We start from the raw sequence: 20,145 nt of genomic DNA, 5'->3' as shown, positions 1-20,145 counted from the left end.
TATAGCGCCTATTCTTCTATTAAAAGAAACAAGTAAAACAAGGCTCATATCAGTTAACCTTTGAAAGTAATCCATTGATCTTTATTGGTATTTAATTCGCGTTAAGTCGTCTACTCAAGCGAAAATGGCATAAAAGCAAATCATAAGTCCACTTTTGGCACCACAACTGCCTAACTAAACCATCATGGATGTACTTCAAAATCAAAATGAAATGCCAATAAGTGAGGTTGAATATGCAAGGAACGAATAAAAATGACAAAATCGATGGCACAAATCTTAGTGACAACATCAACGCATTGGCAGGCAGTGACGAAGTAATCGCAAAATCAGGAGACGACTTTGTTGTCGGTGGTGAAGGGAGCGATCAACTCTCTGGTGGTGAAGGTGCTGATACTATCCTTGGTGATACCAACTACGAGACATCCACAACACCAGCCTCAGAAGATGACAACTGGGGTACATCTCAGTCAGTTTACCAACACACCTCAACTTCTGAATCCGAGCAAATTACCCACAGCATTCGTTTAGGTAACTACCTAGTAAACGACAGTGGCTCCATTACTGCCAACTTTTCTCTAACCCAAACCAACTGTGAGGTTGTAGTAGAGCTGGTTGATCCTAGCGGTAACGTACTCACCAGTATACCAGCCATCACCGATGAGCAAGGTAATGTAGTGGTTGATGCCCAATTTACTGCTGAACAAATAGAAGATAATCCAGCCATCACATTCCAGATCTCAACCCCAGAAAGCACTCCAATTACCGACATTCAATCTGTCGAACTGTTTGCAAATAACATCTATGACGACACCATCACTGGCGGCAGTGGCGATGACATTATTTTTGGTCAACAGGGGGCCGATACCATTCACGGCAATGAAGGGAATGATTTTATCGATGGCGACATCAACAATGATTCCCTTCACGGTAATGAAGGTGACGACGTCTTAATTGGTGGCAGTGGCGATGATGTCCTACACGGCAACGAAGGAAACGACACCCTACTAGGCAGTGATGGCAACGATACCATCAGTGGTGGTGACGGAGATGATCTTTTATTGGGTGAACTAGGCGACGACACATTAAAAGGCAATGCAGGTAACGATGTTCTGATCGGCGATAACGGTAACGACACCCTATTGGCTGGTGACGGAGCCGACCAACTTTTTGGTGGACTCGGGAACGACATCTTATCTGGTGGCGATGATAATGATGAAATTCACGGTGATGCTGGTGATGACGTGATTCATGGCGATGCCGGAGACGATTTCGTACTCGGTGGAGACGGGGCCGATAACATCAATGGCGGTGCCGACAACGATTTGCTGTTGGGTGGTGATGGCAATGACACAATCCATGGATCCACCGGTGACGACCAACTGTTTGGTGAAAACGGAAATGACCTTCTCACTGGCGGTGAAGGTGATGATGCTCTTCATGGTAATTTAGGAGATGACCAATTATTTGGTGCTCAAGGCAATGATCTCCTATTTGGTGGGGAAGGCAATGATCAACTGGATGGCGGCGAAGGCCATGACGAGTTACACGCCAACGACGGCGATGATCGTATTCTCGGGGGGGAAGGTGACGATACCATTTATGCCGGCGCGGGGAATGATTACGTCGAAGGCGGTATTGGTAATGATCTGATTTTTGCTGAAACAGGCAACAACACCATTGATGCAGGCCTTGGAGACGACACGGTTTACAGTGAGCAAGGCGACGACACCATCGTAACTGGCGCGGGGGCAGACACGGTTTACTCTGGTAAAGGTGAAAACCACATTACGACAGGCGAAGGAGATGACACCGTATTCAGTGGTAACGGTGACGATACCATTCACTCCGGTGCCGACAACGACACAGTGCACGCAGGCAACGGTAACAATACCATCACCGCAGGCGAAGGTAACGACACCGTTTTTTCAGGCGTTGGGCAAGACAGCATTCAAGCAGGCATTGGGGACGATCTCATTTTCTCTGGCGCTGGCGATGATACTATTTACGCAGGTGCTGGCAGCGATAAAGTTTTTGCCGGTGCAGGCAACGACACCCTTTACGGTGAGCACGACAGCAACGAATTGCACGGTGAAAACGGTAATGACACCCTCATAGCCGGCACAAACAGCAGCGCCCTGTATGGCGGTTCGGGCAGCGATCATTTAACAGGCTCTCATGAAAACGACACCCTGGAAGGCGGCTCTGACAACGATACGTTATTAGGCAATAGAGGCAATGACCTACTTCGTGGTGACGGCGGAGACGATCTTCTTAATGGTGGAGAAGGCGATGATGCCCTATTTGGTGGTGCAGGCTCAGATACTTTAGTGGGAGGCTTAGGAGCTGATTATCTTGATGGCGGTGCAGGCGATGACATCATTACCGATGACGGCCAAGATACCCTTGTAGGCGGTGAAGGCAACGACACATTAACCGCCGCAGAAGGAGGCAGCCATCACATCTATGGCGGTGCAGGCAATGATTTACTTAAAGGCAGTGACAACAGTGACACACTCTATGGCGGAGCAGATGACGATAACATTCAAGCCAACGGGGGCGATGACACCCTTTTTGCTGGAGCTGGTAACGATACTGTTTCAGCTGGCACAGGAAACGATACTGTTTACGGCGAATCTGGCAATAACTTCATCGAATTAGGTGCTGGCAATAACATTTTATATGGCGGTAGCGGTAATGACACTGCAACAGCAGGAAGTGGCAATGACCTAATGTATGGCGCAGAAGGGAACGATCACTTATCTGGTGGAGACGGTATTGACCAACTTGAAGGTGGGCTAGGCCATGACACCTTACTCGGGGAACAAGGCAACGATCTGCTACTGGGTGGTAAAGGCGACGATAGCCTCCACGGGGGAGATGGCCAAGACAAGTTATTTGGCGGAGAAGGAAACGACCAACTCTTTGGCGGCCAAGGTGAAGATGAACTGCACGCAACCGCAGGCAACAACACCCTCTCAGGCGGTGACGATAATGACGTGCTTTACGGAGCTTCTGGTAATGATGTGCTCCAAGGTGACAGCGGTAACGATCGCCTCGAAGGCTTTGCCGGCAACGACATCCTAGAGGGCGGCCTAGGCGATGACACCTTAAATTCAGGCACCGGGGATAACGTCCTTCATGGTGAAGATGGTAACGATGAGTTAACCGCTGACAACGGTAACGATCAACTCTTTGGTGGTACGGGTCATGACACCCTCAATGCTGGAGATGGAGATAATCTGCTGCATGGTGGTTCAGGCAACGATACCCTCCAAAGTGGAGCTGGCAATGACACTTTAGACGGTGGTACAGGAGCAGACAGCCTAACATCAGGAGCGGGGAACGATTTACTTTCCGGCGGTGAAGATAACGACAAACTTTACGGTGGAGACGGGCAAGACATACTGAAGGGTGACGATGGCAACGACAAACTGTACGGCCAAAACGATAACGACACCCTAGAAGGCGGAGCGGGGAACGATAGCCTGCATGGCGGCAGCGGCAACGACACTTTAAAAGGTGACATTGGTAATGACCACTTAAAAGGCGATGACGGAGAAGATACCCTTTTTGCTGGTATTGGAGACGACACCTTAAAAGGCGGCTCTCACAACGACACCCTGTATGGCGAGCAAGGTAATGACCAACTGTTTGGTGATAGTGGAGATGACCTTCTGTATGGCGACACAGGCTCTGACACATTAAGTGGCGGAAATGGTGCCGATATTCTTTCCGGTGGCGAAGGCGACGATACCCTTTCAGGCGGTAACCATAACGACAACCTTGATGGTGGCCTAGGTAATGACATCCTCACCGGGGATGCTGGCAATGACTTACTGTTCGGCCAAGAAGGTGATGATGTGCTAAGCGGTGGCTCTGGCCTCGACCAACTGTACGCGGGCAGCGGTAACGACATGCTTGTGTTTGATAAACACGATGTGGAAAACAGCGACGGCTCTACGGTTCACTTTAGCGGCGGCTCAGGTGTAGACTTCCTATCCGTCGGTGATGATGGTGCAAACCAAATCATCGATATGACAAAAACCGCATTCCAAGAGCTTGAAGGGGCCATTATTAACGCTTCTGATGCTGAACTCAGCTTGGCACTGGATAAAATCCTCCAAAATGACACCGCTGATATTAGTAACGCCAGTTTTGTGTGTACAGGAGCCATGAACATCAGCCTAGATGGTTTCAACTGGCAAATGTCAGAGCATGCCGCCAATCTTTCCACCGACTTGGAAAGCATCTACCAAGACAAAGAAATCGATACTGCTTCACTCACGGGCTATACCTTCACTAACGACAATGATCAAAGTATCACCATCTGGAGCGATACCGAACTTGAAAACATCAGCTTAAACGGCACCGAGTTAGGCTAAGCGTTAATAACACCACAAAGCCAAGCCCAGTACTTAACCTCTAAGTCGCTGGGCTTGCGGCTTTAAATAAGTGAAAAACCATGCAAAGAGACCAAAAAATAGAAACTGCCTAAAGTTATTAGAAATGCGCTACCAAAATAGACAAGAGAGAGATATCCTGACAGTCAGTATCTGCACTATTCAATGATCCAACAGCGAAATCACAGTTAGAACAGGAGAAACCATAATGAACTATGAAACGAAAACAATGGAAGTGCCTGTAATGATTGCCGATAGAGTGCAAGCCTTGATTGATGCCTTTGAAGCCAAAGAAAAGTTCAACCATGAGCGCAAAGCAGTCGTGAACAACTTACTTTCCATGGATAACCTAGATTGTGAGATGGCCGTTTACAGCCTACCTCAGGGCGAATTAGTCGACACTCTCCGATTTGTTTATGAGCTTTCTGGTACGAACAATAAGTTCATCAAGAATATCCTTACCCAAACCAGAGAAAATCCAACCAAAGCCTTATCAGACGCACAACGCTCTTCCGCCAAAAGCCTACTGTTTAATCTAATTAACGACCCTTCCGTTGTTTCGGCAATGAAAGAGCTCTAACCATATACGAGTATCCAAGGCTCAATAATATACATCCACCAGCAGGAATATGGCTGGTGGATTTGTAAGCACCTCCGCTTAATTCGCACGGGGTTAAGATGCTCCTACCGCAATACTGTACACGGGAGCCTGATGTTGTAGGGTTGTTTTCAACCAATGACATAATGTGTCTTCCATCCCCCCTCCAATACAACAATGTCGCCAGCCCTGCTCTGTTACGAGCAAGCTAACATTTTGCCCGATATGTCCGGCTTCTAAAAATGCAAACCGCCATCCTCTATCACCATATTTATCCGTAATAAGAGAGTGCTCGGCAGCCAAAACAAGAATAAAGGCAGTCTCAGACAAATCATCAAAAGTGTAGGCTTCATCCACGCTTTTATCATGCTCTGGAATAGTGAAAAGGCAACTGGGCTCGGATTCATGGGGGCTTGGTAGGCGGTAAACACCAGGGGCTAAGCCATCGACTCGGTTCACAATATAGTATGGGTTTATCTGGTAAAGCCCACCAGCAGAAGGGTAACTACGAGTGTGGAAAATAGATCGATGAAAATACATAAGTTCATTCAAGCTTAGAGGTAAACCAGAATAGATTCGATGGCTCTTTCGCTCTGAGAACAAACGTAATAACGGGCTAGCATCACTTTCTATGCTCAATGCTTTAGGTAATTCAAACATCTGCCCTGATGCAGACTCTGAAAATGCTTCGAAGGCAGTCGCTGACTCTTGGTTAGTAAATTTACTTCGTCGGCATGAATCTATATACCACTGCGGTATATTACGTTTTAGTTTTCGTTGAAATTTATTTTTTTGTTTAATGATAGGCATCGCCATTGTTCTCGTTAAAGAGCTCCCGTTAAAGAAATGGATGAGGATCGCGGTGTGCCGCGCAGTGCCCCGTATTTCTTTTTATTGTTGCCAATGGCCTGCATACGTCATCATGATTCAAGGAGATAAGATCAGGAGAGTATGACTTTAACACCACCCCACCCACGGCTGCGATTTCCGGTGTCGTCAAGTTAGCGGTATAGACACGAATCTTTAACTCTTTTAAGCGGCTCACCAGCGCAGAAAGCGTGCCTATGTTTGTTTCAGCCTTTTCCTCAGCAGAACCGCCTTGAGTAAGAAAATCCGTAAGGTGAAGATTTTCATCACTGTAATAGGAAAGGCTATCTTCAAATGACTTGATGTCGTGGGCCTTTTTCCTCTTAGATTCCTTATGATGAAGTGCTGAGACAATCTTAAGCTGATCCACTTCCGCAGAAGCTTTTTCAATCGCTTTACTCTGAATAAAGTCAGCACTGGTGCCTATCAGCATATGGCCTTGGTGTATTTCAACCACAGCGACACAAGGTACGCCAATACGCCCGGTAATATCCAAAACCGATCGGTTACCGCATTGGGAAATAACAGCCGGAGAAGATTTAGACCACCATATATGAAGAAAAGCATCCCGTTCGACTAACTCCAACAAACTATTTAACAGTGCGGTTTCAACTTCTGTGTGGAAAGCCATACCACTGGAGTTTGGGCTCCAATAAGGAGCTTCACCTGTGTTAGGTGGTACGAAAAGCTGAGCAGGTAAATACACATTTTGATTATAGAGATCTTGGGCTTCCAACCAATACACTTGATCACTCAACCCCAGCTTTTTTAGAGGGAAAACAGGTTCTAAGTACTGCTCTTCAGTAAAAGCATTCATGATCACATCAGGAGATAAGGCATGTTTTCCAGCTTGGCTAAGCTGCTGCCAACTTTCTTTCTCCCTTCCACGATATATGGAGAGGTTGTACCAACAATAACGTTCAAAATACTCAGCTGCCACTTTAATGGATGATAAGTTCAGATTTCGATCATTACCACATGAGACAATGTCACTTGCCCTACCTGATAGAAGAGAAATTCCCGAATTTGAGTGACATCGCGTGATATACAATCCATCCTTTACGCTGAGTTTTTCTAAAGGGGAAATGATCCCTACTTTGTCTGAGCATACCTTGCTGATTGTATCTAAAAATGCTTGATTTCTTAGATTGGGTGAGAACATAGGAATCACTCAAAGCAGGAGTTACAGGTACTGATATTGGGTATTTTTACTTTCTCAACATCAAGGTTGTGCGAATCAAACAATATCGCCTGATCATAATCCCCATAAGGCTTTCCTGAGAGTAAGCGTTCAACCCATGAATACAACGTCACCTCACCGTGCCTCAAAGTTCCCTTCGCTATCTGAAACTCTTTATCTCTCTCATTGAAATAACGTTCGATCCTGTCGTGCTCATCGATAGAAGACAGATTGGAAAGATGCAGCATTCGATAGCAGTTGTAGCAAGGCCCCATTGGTAAGCCGAACACAGGGGTAATGGTGAAACCAAAATGATCATAGATTATCGCCGCCCAAGGCGTAGATAGTGTTTCGTGTAATCGCTCTAGGTGATGGTATTGGTGTTGACTAACTGCGACAAGAAATAATGTCTTTTGACAAGATTGCACAGAAGTAGACTGCGTTGATAGCATCTCTACTAAGGGGTGAGCATTTAACATATCAAACTCAGATTCGCTGCTAAGAAAGCTTGTAAAGCAGACAGTATCTAAAATTTTATTATTCACTAAACCCAGTTCTTTTAAGGATCTAGGGGTATCCTCCTCAAAAAGGCAGTAGTCATAAAAAGAACATATCAATCCAGAACGGATATCACACAGCGAGTCAATGTCGATATCATCTAAAGAAATACTTTGAAGCTCTTCTATTAAAGATTTTATTTCACTATGGGGAATATCCCCAGTTTCAAAATACAGCGAACTGCCCAAGTAATATAAGTGAGTTATCCCATCGTGAGTGGTGATAACTTTTAAGTTTTGATTGAGTTTCATAATAAAACCTTAATATATACTAGGGCAGCCACACATCAAATAAAGCTTAGCAAACACATGTACAGCAAGCACCTGCTGCTTTTTTTGCTACTTTTTTAGTTTTAATTTCTGTGTTTTTTTGTTTAAGCTTTAATTTTGCAATCGTGTTCATTTTTTGTTCTCCAATAAATTAATAAATATTCGATGCTTTAACATCGGGGATAATTAGTATCACCGCCACCCTGCTACAGTCAATATATTAAACTAGATTAAAGTATCTATTAATAAAGATTAAGATGTTTATTCAAAACCTTATTTATAAATTAACCTTAAATCATTATCTAAATTTATTTAAACGTTAATAATACTGGGTGATTTAATTAAAAAAACAAATAATATACCGACAATAAAAATAATAAGCTAGAAGATGAAATAGAAAAAATGTAAATAATAACTCTAGAAAACAACATTAAAACTATATTGACTTATATACCAATAATAATAAAGTGTGACAGTTCCATTTTAATAAATAAAGAGTCCATCAAGATGAACAGAAAAAAGGTCATAAGAACATGACCTTTTTCAGAAATACGTAAATCAATCATACTCAATAACGAGCATTACCTTTTTTAAATCCGGTTGATAGAACACCATGAACTTACCAGCAAGATCTAAATAAGGGGTGTCACTAAAACAACCTAAGAAAATAAACTCTTGCTCTTCCCTTTCATTGAAGTACGTTATGTCTCTAGTACTCATATATTCAAAATCAGGATCAGAAATATTACTTGTCACTTCATGGTAGCGATCCAATTCTGGATTATCTCCCCTTTCATTATATAAGATAGAATCCCAGTTTTGCCCCAATGGAGGCTGCCCACCTATCTCAAACAGCGGAGCTTTTCTTCCAAATGCTGTAACGTGCTTATGTTTTATGAAAAACTCATGCGCTTGATGATAGTTACTAATATAATCTTCTTCCTCGTCAAGCGCCGAGTCATGAAGAAACTCATCATCCAATCGCCATCCTTCTTCTTTATTGATAAAAGAATATGTAATAGCACCATAGTCTCCCTCAGGTATTCCTTGAAGATTAGGTACTGCTATTAATATTTTTTCATCTGAATCACTATCAAATAAGTTATATGATAAAAGTCCAATCGGAAGTAAGGTGTCGTTATCAAAGACAACCAGATCCTTTGATGGGAATCCGATGTACCCTTCTTCATTATGAAATATCTCTCTTTCAGCTACTTTTAGTTTCGTATCTTTAATAAAAAAAGCCATATTTACCCTATACCTTATTTTTGTATTAACCCTTGATTTTTTATGATCACTCTATCCAATTATTCTAAAGATAGAAAGGCCATAAAAATATATCATGGTTCAAACAACGGCATTTATGATAATGTGCTGGAGCCCTTAGCCCTACCCTTTCTTTGCTGAAAGCGTTTAGCACTAAACCCAAAAACGGTATATACATAATCTTATGTGATTCAACGTGCCAGGAATGCCATGACACCCACAGAAATCCTTCAAATTCGTAATGTCCGCTACTTCTTAATGTTTCGAAGCAGTTACTTTGCTCGCTTTTACTATCCAGTATTCACCTTACTGTATTTAGATTACGGCTTAACCCTCTCCCAATTTGCGATGCTTAATGTGGTCTGGGCTGCCACCATTGTACTGGCCGAAGTCCCATCCGGTGCTTTTGCTGATACCTTAGGTCGCAAAAAACTGGTGGTATTATCTTCAATTGTCATGTTTATCGAAATCGCCATGATAGCCTTTGTCCCTACGGGAAACCCCACTTTTGTGTTCATGGTTTTTTTAATAAACCGAGTACTAAGTGGTTTAGCAATGGCTTTGGCAAGCGGCGCCGATGAAGCTTTGGCTTACGACACGTTAAAAGAGCGAGGCCAAGAAGATGTATGGCCGCGAGTATTACAGATCCAGCTTCGTATTTCTTCTAGCGTCGGCATTTTTGTGACCCTAGTGGGAGCCGCAATGTATGACGTTAACTTCATGGCTCACATTTATGATCTTCTCGGATTAGCAGAGCCAGAAAGTACCCAAGATATTATGCGTATTCCTGTTTATGCCACATTATTTGTCGCCATGATCGCCATGTATGCAGCATTCAACATGAGAGAAGAGAAAAAAGAACTGCCAAGTGATAGCAGTAGACTAGCCACCACCATAGCAAGCCTGAAATTAACACTAAACACAGGGAAATGGGTGCTTTCTACACCTTATGTACTTTTCATTTTGCTCTATTACAGCTTGTTTGAACACACTTCACGTATGTTTTTAACCATGAACAGTCAATACTATCGCGCCATTGATATCCCCATTATTTACTTCGGGCTTATCGGCTCAGGGATAAGTTTGCTGCAAATTCTTTTGGCAGGGCAAAGTCGAAAACTAGCGGAAAGTATGGCACCTAAAACGTTTATAGGTGTTATGGGGTTAGCCACCATGGCTACTTACTATTGGATTAGCTTGGGGTGGTCAATATACGGTGTAATACCTGCACTGATCCTCATCTTTATTATTATGACGATGAATATTTTTATTAGTTATCACCTAAATAAAAAAACTAAATCACACAACAGAGCAACCGTACTCAGCTTCAAAGGTTTGATGTTTAACCTTGGCTACGGATTGATTGGTATTCTATATGCTTACTACTATAAATTGGTGTCTCAGAACTACACCGAGGAGCAAATAGAACAACACATCGACTTTATCGCCTCACTGTCTTCCTTCTTCTATTACTTTGCGTTTTTGTTCATCTCAATCAGCGCATTTTTCTATGTTAAAGACAAAAAGAAGGCGATTTTATGAGCAGTTTCATTTATAATCAATTAGAGAAAATAAGATATTCCAACCACAATGAAAAATTTTTTAATTTATCTCGGTATTATTGTTACAGTATTAATTGGTTACAACCTTATTCCAGCTAAATACCCAACAACATACTTTGGAACAGAATCAAGCTTAGACTCACTTATTAATACAGGCTTATTTTACCCTATGTGTTTAAAGGAAAATGCTTATGTGATACGTAAAAATCCATTCCCGATAAATGAAAATGAATTACTAGACATGGACAACATAAGGATTAACAATACTCTAACAAAGTATAACCCAATATTAGAATCATACCTTAATAAAAACAAAACAGACTGGTTTAAAGAGCTATCATATAAGGCAACTAGTGTTAGTTATGGCATTCTTGGTAGCGATAAATATATGAAATACATTAACGATAATACTATATTGCGACTAACAGTTTCTGAAGATAAAAAAACAAGTATACATTAGGGGTTTTTACCTTCGATGATATTAATAACGTAAACGAAAAATATCGACTTTCTTATTCCGAGTTAGTTGAACTGTCTCATAAACGATGTTCTGAATTTAACAACAGTTAGATAAAAGATCCAAATATAAAGAAAAAATAATATTAACTATCTATAACATAGTTAATATTATTTTATAATAAGAGTTACACCGTTAAAAAGTATATTTTTGGTTAGAATAAGGCAATTTAAAAATAATTCTACTCCTGATATGACGCCATGATTCTTTCGACCTCTCCAGATTCCAGCATCTTAAACATGATGGAATCAAATTGTTGCATGAAGTCAAATTGGAATGGGTAAGTACCCGCCTCGCGAGCAGGGCGTGAATAGCCCATATAGATCAAACCTTCACTGATCACCGCTCCTTTCTTCAAAAGGGCATCTTCACCACCTTCATCATATTCCCCTGCGCTTTTCAGCTTTTTCATATAATAATTAAAAGATAGTCTTTCAATCATGATGCAATCTAATCGTTTCTTACCTATTTTTTTAATCATCATCGTCGTCGTAGAAGAGTCCTCTAAGGTAATCATTCCTTGCTTCACCATTTTTTCAAAACGAGATCCACCCCATCCATTCCCTGACGGTTTGCCTATTTTTAAGCCTTTATAATCATCTGGCCAATTTGGCCTTGGCGTGCTGAGTACACTTTCATCACACAGTACTTCAATGCTTTCTTTACTAAATGGAATTGAATATGGGTGTAAATAAGGCCAGTCGTGCCCATGGAAGAACACGGGCACAATAGCAAACCCTTTGCCGACCTCCATATAACGTTTTGCCCTCACCCAAGGAACCGCTTCTATTGTCACCCGAAAGCCTTGCATACGAGAAAAGGCTGTATTCAATACATCAATGTACATGCCTTTCACTTTACCGTTTTCTTCATAGTTATAAGGGCGGTATGCATGATCAACATAAATAACGACATCAGAGGCAGAGGCAGAGGCAGAGGCAGAGGCAGAGGCAGAGGCAGAGGCAGAGGCAGAGGCAGAGGCAGAGGCAGAAAATACAGCAGCGAGCATAAATAACAATAAGCGTTTACTCACATTATGCCCCCGCCTTATGATGCTTTTAAGTTCTTGGAGTCTAGCCTACCCCTTTTCTATACATTCAAGGATAGACTAGCTTGTACCTCTCAACGAATAAGATATTGCATAAACTAAGTTGGCTAGGTAATGGATGGTAAGTTCAATGGCCACTGTAAGTCAGCCATTGTCATTTTTATAGCTAAGAGGGTACACCGGGTCCAACCTCGGTACGCAGTGTCCCTCAAAGCTACTCAGGCTCTTTAGCTTAATTTAAATTGGCCAACAACAGATTTAAGCTGACCATTAGCCGAAGCAAGGTTCATAGTTTCACTTTCTGTTGCTTGACCATTCACAGAAAGCTCTTCCACGATCTCACGAATAGAGGCCATATTCCGAGTGATTTCACCAGATACAGAACTCTGCTCTTCAGCAGCAGTGGCAATCTGCATATTTAAGTCATTCATATAGATCACGGACTCTGAGACTCGGCTCAACTCTTGTTCCACCCGTAATGTATTTTCAGCCGTTTGCTTGCACGTAGATTTCGTATTATCCATCGCTAAAATAGCCGCCTTGGATCCAACATTAAGTTTACTCAACGTCTGCTCAATCTCCGCGGTACTCGCTTGTGTTCTCGCTGCAAGGGCACGAACTTCATCAGCAACAACAGCAAAACCTCGACCTTTCTCACCTGCCCTAGCGGCTTCTATCGCGGCATTTAACGCTAACAAGTTTGTTTGTTCAGCAAGATCACCGATCACTTCCAGTACATGAGTAATATCTGTCGTATCTTGGCTTATGTTCGAAATACTCTCCGATGTATCTTCAACATTATCAACAAGTAGCGATACTGTGGCTGTTGCGCTATTAACAATAGATTTAGATTCTTCCACTTGTGTATTTGTTTTATGAGTAAATTGAGAAGCTTCTGAAGCATTATTAGCAACATCACTTGCCGTAGAGCTCATCTCTTCAATAGCTGCCACAATTTGCTCTGTTTCCGCAGAGTGTGCGTTCAGCACCGCACTATTAGCAGTCACTTGACTTTTTAACTGATCAACACTCGATGAAATGAATGTAGAAGACTGAGATATGTCGATCATTAGAGATTGCAAATTAGCAATAAAGACATTAATACCTTCCGATATTTCCCCTAAGTCATCATTACTCGTTACTGGTAGCCGACGAGTAAGATCACCATTACCCTGTGATAAATCAATAACCACTTCTTTTAGAGATAAAATAGGACGATACAAGACATTCAGTAATGCAGTTACAAGAGCGATTGCCGTCAAAATCATAATCAAAGACGTAATCATTGCATTCGTTAATGCCTCATCAACAGCAGCGTAGGCTACATCTTTATTAATGCTGATCAACAAATACCATTTCTTGCCATTCAAAAGCTTTATTTCTTCAGTAAAAACTATTTTATCAACACCATTCACATTATAAGCTTTATGGACCTCAGGTTGAGATAGCATAAGTCCACGGACTTCTTCTATTCCAAGACCATCAAACTCATACGCTGAATTTGACACGGTTGCGTTACTGACTAAAGGCTTGCCTTTTCCATCTAATATCACGGCAATAGCACCAGGGAATTTAACGTTATCTACCGTTTCCTCCAAAATAGACAACTCTATATCTCCCATAACCACACCATCGGAGACGCTATTTACAATAGAAACAATTTCTTTTCCTGTTTCTGGATCTTTATAAATATCAGTGATATTTAGACCTTTTTTAGCCTTGCCTAATAGGTACCATGGAAGGTTTTTGTGGCTATACTTATCAGGGTCTGCAACACCGTCTATCCATCTTGGCCCCGTCGCACTGGAGTATGCACGGCCATCATCGAAGCCAAAATAAACCCCAGTCAAATCACCCGCATCTGCTGTCAATCTTGCAATATCAACATAACGTTCTTCTAAATCGTTCCTTTCGTAGCTCTTTGCGAGGGCACTAATTACCTCACTTTTATTTTGAAACCATTCTTCTATTTGTTCGGTTTCATAACGAATAATAGACAATGACTGTGTATTAATATTGCTTATTGTACTTAGTTTTAATGAGTTAAAAGCAAACCAATTTGATGCCAATAACCCTAACGTAAACAATATTATTATTGATATTAATATTGTTTTTTTAAACCCTAATGATTTCATTTTTTGCCTTAATCGCATGTATTTCATGCAGTTAAAGATAAAATAAAACTTATAGATAAAAACGAATATGAATTCATTAAAAAAAGATGGATAATTTAAAAACCAATCTCATGCTTAATTCATATTTTTAAATCTAAAATCCTTGTCTTTTTAATATCTTATTATTAAACGCATAGACTATGATAGATACCTCATAGACCTATTTATCAGTTGCAGTTACATGACTTTGCTAACGTCATTATTTTAATAATTCAGCCACTTATTAATTAACTCTAACTTTTAAACTCTTTCAGGCTAAACAAAAGTACAGATTACTATGCTTAACTTCGCTATTACTTAGTAACAGAGATAAAAAATATGGATTAATCTGTAAACTTTGATTAGACATGAATTTATCTCATTTACTTTTATAGATACTAGGTAATATCCATTTATCACTAACAGAAAATTGAAGTCGCAAAACATACCTAAAAATTATTTGTATGAAAATGATTTTTATTGTGGTCATACCAGGATTTCAAATAACAAATTAAATATTATGCCATTATGCTTAATGAAATTAATTACACATAGTTTCCATATTATAAAAGTGGAAGAGCGGCCTTCCTCATTTAATACTCATAATAGATAAAATACAAATAACGATTAAAAAATCGCATATTAATAAAAATAAAAAAATAAATATCAACAAAATCAAATAAATAAAAAGGAATGTCATATTGAAAAACAAAGAAATTCATATTTCCTCTTTTAAAAAACATGAGTGCTGCGCATGATAAAAAATCACTCAAAATAATTAACCTCACCCTACCCTTATTAAAGTAAAGGCATCTCACTTCAAAGTAAGAGCTTTTATTTAAGAGCGTCCTATAATTATTAGAAACATAGATTGTATATGGGTAACCACTCTTTTTATTTGAATAGAAGATAGACCGGAAAACTAGGGTAACTCTGCTCACTAATTGGTACAACTTTCTCCAAAGAATCTCTCATATTTCATAACTCACTAACAGGTGAATCCAAAGGCTTATTCCCCAGATGAATCTCAGCTAACTTACGCTTACGCACAAGATAAAAAGCTCGGTGCAGAGTGTGATCTGGCCGCTTTTTCCTACTCAAGCATGCTTAATTAACGCAATATTCCGTCCATAATAGGCGTCTACGTTACCCGCTATTGAGATCCCAATGACCGAAAAAGAAAAAATGATCGCCGGATTAACCTACCAAGCGTGGGATACCGAACTCACCGAAGAGAGGCAAACAGCCAAAGCATTATGTTTCCAATTAAATCAAACTTGTCCGACTCAAAAAGAGATACGCATTGCCATTATTCAGCAGTTACTGAATAGTTGTGATGATGCGTGGGTGGAATCGCCATTTAACTGTGATTACGGCTATAACATTAAAACTGGCACCGGATTTTACGCCAACCATGGCTGCACAATTCTTGATGGTGCACCAATCACCATTGGTAATAACTGCCTGCTAGCGCCTGGGGTTGTGATATCCACAGCGGGCCATCCATTGGATCCCATAGAGCGCGCTTCGGGCGATGAATTTGCCAAGGCCATTACGATAGGTAACGATGTGTGGTTAGGAGCTAACGTAACGGTTTGCCCTGGCGCTACCATTGGAAACAACGTTGTGGTAGGTGCAGGCAGCGTCGTTACAAAAGACTTGCCTGATAATGCAGTGTGCGTAGGAAGCCCAGCGAAACCGATCCGTTACCTCGATATGTAAAAAGAAGAGTGGCGGGATAAACAGCCTACCACTAAAAGTAGGCTGCTATTGCTAGCAAAACAGCAAGGTTCGCCCTTTAAAGCGACTTACTTTTTGATTTCTGAGGTACACACCGCAGGTGCGTTATAGATATCGTTCATCCCCAAATGTAGCTAGGTAACTGTATTATTTGAGTACGTTTCAAGAATCGGCTACATCAGGTGCTTATACTCAAAATGATAGAAATAAGTAACTCTAGATCTTAATCATCTTATGCTATTTCTACATTAGTGTAGTCATTACGGCCGTAAAAGAGTCCTCTTATCTTTTACTTTGTAAACCAAACTTAAAAACTCCACCATAGAGCAGCTAAACAAACGATAGTGCCAATGTTCATCAGCGACGAAATTATATGTCTTCCTATCAAACAAATGACATTTGTATTTCTATAATCATCTATCACCTAATGTTAAAAAAAATACCTATGACTGGTAGGAGACAAAGCCAGCGTTAAGACAATGACTTCAACCTAGACGATAATTAAAATGACAGAGAAGCACAGTCTATGGCTTATATGACTGTAGCAGTAAACAGAGCATAATAAATATAACGCCAACCCAACCAGCCAATGATATAGATTCACCTACTATCACCACCGCAAATACGGTTGCCACTGCTGGCTCAAAAAGCGTAAGTAAACAGGCTTTACTCACACAGACACTTTTAAGCCCATAACCAAAGCACACATAACCTAAAAACATTGGAATCACGGCCATATAGAGTGCTACCGCAGTATTCATCGAAGTAGCAAATAACTCACGACCAGTAAAAGCCAAAATAGGAAGAAGCAACACAGCACCAAAGCCAAATATACTTCCCATGGCTGATTGAGCGCTTACCCCTTGTTTTATTAATCCTTTCGCCGCCCAAGAATACAGCGCATAAGTAAAACCAGCCATAAAACCAAGACAGATACCTATATATTTATCTGCTTGCTCTGAATGGTTACTAGGTAGGTTAGTTTCTGAAAAAGTCAGCAGTGAAATACCAAGAGCACCAATAATGAAGCTCAATACCCACTGGCGATCTATACTATGTTCTTTGCTAAAAAGACACTCAATCACAGCAACAAAAAACGGCGCACTGGCAATGGATACAACCGTCCCTATCGCGACACCAGCTAAGCGCATAGAACTGTAAAAAGCCAGTGGGTACAGAGCTAAAGCAATGGCACCAACCCAAAGTAAATTCGACTCTTTGATCAATCGCTTAGCATCATTCCTAAGGTGCTTTGCCGCAACGATTGCGAGCATTAAACCACCTACGCCCATAGAAAATGGTCCAATAGCCAAAGGGCTTAAGTTTGGAGCCAGCGATGCAGCCGTCCCCGTGGTTCCCCATAATAAAGAAGCAAATAAAATGGCAGATACGCCATGGGTTTCTGTATTTTTACTGACTAAAGACTGACTCATGCATAACCTTTTTATGGTCTGTTTTGTTTTTCCATGAGCTTCAGTATAAAGTTACAGATATTAACTTAGTTTGCAGAAAAGACGCTTAATCTGTCTTGTAAGACGATATTTAGCCTCTTAGTTGACGAGGTGAGATACCAAAAAATACAGAAAACCGTCGACTGAATGCCGACACATCGCCATAACCAACTTGCTCTGATATCAACTGAACAGGAATATCAGTGTGAGTTAAAAGTGCTTTTGCTCTTTCCATTTTTTGTGCTGTTATGTATTGAAGTACACTTTGCCCCGTAGACTGCTTAAACACTTTCTTAAATTGCGTGGGGCTCAAACAAGCAAGACTCGCTAATCCATTCACAGTAAATTCAGCAGCCAAATCTTCTGATATATGCTGAATAACCACTCTAATTCTGGGATCCATTTGCTCATTCGCTTTTTGTAATGCTAAAAGTTGATGAAACATCAGGATCATAGTGCTTTCTATCGAGCTATCTACTTGATGCTCTAATTGCCTTTCAACAAAAGAAAGATAACTTTTCAGAGGAGAGGAAATTGAGAAAACCAAAGAATCCATACTTAATAAGTTACATGGTAACGTATTAAGATCAGCCACAATAAATCGAGCAGCTTCATCGGCTCTAAATAGATGAAAAGTACCCGCCTGAATAACAACACACTCTCCAACAGCGACTTTGCCCTCATACCCGTCAAGTTCAATAAGAATCACCCCTTGTATTGGTAACACTAACTGATGATGAAGGTGAGCATGGCCTTTACGCTGCTTAGTGTATGTTCGTATCGTGAGGCTGTCTTCCATAATAACGACCCTTAAAAATAAGCCTGCAACGTATAGAAAGTATTAATAACGTTACAGGCTAGATGGCACTATATGATTTTTATTTTAATGTGGTCTTGCGGCGAGCATTAACTTGCCCTCATCTTTGTATACAATGTAATCCTGCCCTTCATAGGTAAATGGAACAGGGTTTTCTGCGCTATGCTCTGGCACGATTTTTATTAGCTTATCACTCGCTACATTGTATTCCCAAATACAAGCAAACGTACCTGAATTATCAAAATAGATAGAGCTGTCATCTGGTGCCCACACAATGTTTTTTATGTACCAATCGTCCATAATGTCTTTGCTAACAATATGAATATCATTGGTTGTATTGTCATATACCGCGATAGAATTCACTTTTCGGTAACGCTCAACATTATCTATAGAGCTGACCTTATCGCTCAGTGTCAATAAAGCCTCATCAAGGCCTGCACGTTTATTAGGCCCAATCTCTTTAGCCATTCCCCGGTTACTAATGGCTAACTTATCTTTACCGTGAGCAACCGCTCTATCTTTCATAGAAGCCGTGTAAATACTGACTCTGTTTTGTTTATAAAACTTCTCAGTATATATATTTACCTGTTCGTGATTCACTCGGCTACCAATGGTATAAGCAAACTCCGTTACTTGTTTATTCTTCTCATCAATAGCATGGTAATGAATTTGATTCCCTCGCAAGTAATTACTACTGTACTGATCGTAGTAACTCACGTTCGCAATCTTAAATGCTTCATCAGTCAGTAGATTGTATTCATACAGTGCGATTTCTTGATCACTCGTTTCGCCATTGCCATCTGCCATAAAATACACATATATTGCATCACTTGTTGTTGCAACTTGCAGGTTCGTTATCCATTGATGCTGACGAAGCTGTTTTCGTGGCCACGGGTTATTGCTCTCTTTAAGAAACTTAGTTTGATAAGCACTGGCTGATATGTCATCTAACGTGGCAACATCCGGGTAGGTCATTCCTTTGGTCAAATCATTTTGCACCATGTGTGATGCATCGATAAGATCTGTGATTCTGCTGATAAAGAACTGCTCACAATAACGTAAAGTGTGGCAAGCATCCTGTCTTTGTTTTAGCCACTGCCTTTGTTCCGTTTTAAGCGCATTGCTGTTGCTCACTTTAACCGCTTTAAAATAAAGTGTGTTTATCACTTCGTCCATCTTACTTAACGACGGATTATCACAAATCATGTGCTCTATATCAGATTGGGCCTGGGTACAATCAAAGCTAGCGGCAAAGCTTACCGGAGAAAATAATACGATCCCCGCAACAGTACACTTAGCCCCAATAAACTTAAAAGCATCACTTAACATACCACCTCCTACAACAGGTTAATCTAAACGCGCTTAAAGGTAACATCCATTTAAGTATTTTTAAATCAATGATTTACAGAAAGAGAAATATAGAAAAAAGGTATAATTACAATAAAATAAATACAAATTGAGTTAGAAGATGAGTAATACAAATAGAGAACAACAGAAACTGCTCAATGAGAGCATTGAAAAAGCATTTGAAAAAAGAAAAACGACAATGTTATCGATGAAGATACATTGAATACAACATTAGAATCCATCTGTGAAGTGACTGGAATGTCTCGTGAAGATGGGCTTTGTTTCCTAAATCAAATTGGGCTTAAAATGCTACCGTTTGCGGGAAATTTAAGCAACTCGCATGGTTTTAGGCATACCTAGTCCTGTGATCTT

14 protein-coding genes are annotated in these 20,145 nt (G+C 40.8%); 5 read left to right on the top strand and 9 right to left on the bottom strand.

From position 1 onward, the window contains the following. Nucleotides 1-233 precede the first annotated feature (233 nt). Both MHO82_RS23345 and MHO82_RS23340 read left to right on the top strand, forming a co-directional pair. Complete coding sequence (locus MHO82_RS23345) at nt 234-4,382, top strand: calcium-binding protein (RefSeq protein WP_239188541.1); 4,149 nt, start codon at nt 234-236, stop codon at nt 4,380-4,382. Nucleotides 4,383-4,608: 226 nt separating this feature from the next. After that, nucleotides 4,609-4,980 (top strand): hypothetical protein, encoded by a 372-nt coding sequence (locus tag MHO82_RS23340; protein WP_239188539.1) that lies wholly within the window; start codon nt 4,609-4,611, stop codon nt 4,978-4,980. A gap of 93 nt (nt 4,981-5,073) precedes the next feature. Here the strand turns inward: MHO82_RS23340 and MHO82_RS23335 are convergent, their stop codons facing one another. The 4 genes from MHO82_RS23335 to MHO82_RS23320 all read right to left on the bottom strand — a co-directional run bounded on the left by MHO82_RS23335 (nt 5,074) and on the right by MHO82_RS23320 (nt 9,120). Next, nucleotides 5,074-5,808, bottom strand: a complete 735-nt coding sequence (locus tag MHO82_RS23335) for a SagB/ThcOx family dehydrogenase (RefSeq protein ID WP_239188537.1) — start codon at nt 5,806-5,808, stop codon at nt 5,074-5,076. 28 nt (nt 5,809-5,836) lie between these two features. After that, nucleotides 5,837-7,027 (bottom strand): YcaO-like family protein, encoded by a 1,191-nt coding sequence (locus MHO82_RS23330; protein WP_239188535.1) that lies wholly within the window; start codon nt 7,025-7,027, stop codon nt 5,837-5,839. A 5-nt stretch (nt 7,028-7,032) separates the two neighbouring features. After that, the gene (locus tag MHO82_RS23325) at nt 7,033-7,854 is read right to left on the bottom strand and encodes a hypothetical protein (RefSeq protein ID WP_239188534.1); all 822 of its coding nucleotides are present in this window, start codon (nt 7,852-7,854) and stop codon (nt 7,033-7,035) included. 576 nt (nt 7,855-8,430) lie between these two features. After that, on the bottom strand, nt 8,431-9,120 hold the full coding sequence (locus MHO82_RS23320) for a hypothetical protein (protein ID WP_239188532.1): 690 nt from the start codon (nt 9,118-9,120) through the stop codon (nt 8,431-8,433). Nucleotides 9,121-9,348: 228 nt separating this feature from the next. On the opposite strand from MHO82_RS23320, the gene MHO82_RS23315 reads away from it, so the two are divergent. Both MHO82_RS23315 and MHO82_RS23310 read left to right on the top strand, forming a co-directional pair. Then, nucleotides 9,349-10,680, top strand: a complete 1,332-nt coding sequence (locus tag MHO82_RS23315; RefSeq protein WP_239188530.1) for an MFS transporter — start codon at nt 9,349-9,351, stop codon at nt 10,678-10,680. A 48-nt stretch (nt 10,681-10,728) separates the two neighbouring features. Continuing rightward, entirely contained in the window at nt 10,729-11,160 is a 432-nt protein-coding gene (locus tag MHO82_RS23310) for a hypothetical protein (protein WP_239188527.1), read from the top strand. Between the two features lie 238 nt (nt 11,161-11,398). Here the strand turns inward: MHO82_RS23310 and MHO82_RS23305 are convergent, their stop codons facing one another. Further along, on the bottom strand, nt 11,399-12,250 hold the full coding sequence (locus tag MHO82_RS23305; protein ID WP_239188524.1) for a transporter substrate-binding domain-containing protein: 852 nt from the start codon (nt 12,248-12,250) through the stop codon (nt 11,399-11,401). Between the two features lie 242 nt (nt 12,251-12,492). Beyond that, entirely contained in the window at nt 12,493-14,400 is a 1,908-nt protein-coding gene (locus tag MHO82_RS23300; protein WP_239188521.1) for a methyl-accepting chemotaxis protein, read from the bottom strand. A 1,185-nt stretch (nt 14,401-15,585) separates the two neighbouring features. On the opposite strand from MHO82_RS23300, the gene MHO82_RS23295 reads away from it, so the two are divergent. Beyond that, the gene (locus MHO82_RS23295) at nt 15,586-16,140 is read left to right on the top strand and encodes a sugar O-acetyltransferase (RefSeq protein WP_239188517.1); all 555 of its coding nucleotides are present in this window, start codon (nt 15,586-15,588) and stop codon (nt 16,138-16,140) included. A gap of 542 nt (nt 16,141-16,682) precedes the next feature. On the opposite strand, the gene MHO82_RS23290 is transcribed toward MHO82_RS23295, so the two are convergent. The 3 genes from MHO82_RS23290 to MHO82_RS23280 form a co-directional block, all read right to left on the bottom strand. Then, complete coding sequence (locus MHO82_RS23290) at nt 16,683-17,591, bottom strand: EamA family transporter (protein WP_239188514.1); 909 nt, start codon at nt 17,589-17,591, stop codon at nt 16,683-16,685. 109 nt (nt 17,592-17,700) lie between these two features. Further along, the gene (locus MHO82_RS23285) at nt 17,701-18,408 is read right to left on the bottom strand and encodes an AraC family transcriptional regulator (RefSeq protein WP_239188511.1); all 708 of its coding nucleotides are present in this window, start codon (nt 18,406-18,408) and stop codon (nt 17,701-17,703) included. An 84-nt stretch (nt 18,409-18,492) separates the two neighbouring features. Beyond that, a complete protein-coding gene (locus MHO82_RS23280; protein ID WP_239188508.1) occupies nt 18,493-19,755 on the bottom strand; it encodes a lysozyme inhibitor LprI family protein in 1,263 nt (420 codons plus the stop codon). Nucleotides 19,756-20,145: the final 390 nt, after the last annotated feature.

The organism is Vibrio sp. Of7-15 (genome assembly GCF_022347565.1).
GTDB lineage: Bacteria > Pseudomonadota > Gammaproteobacteria > Enterobacterales > Vibrionaceae > NORP241.
This window is presented reverse-complemented; position numbering and strand designations above follow the sequence as displayed.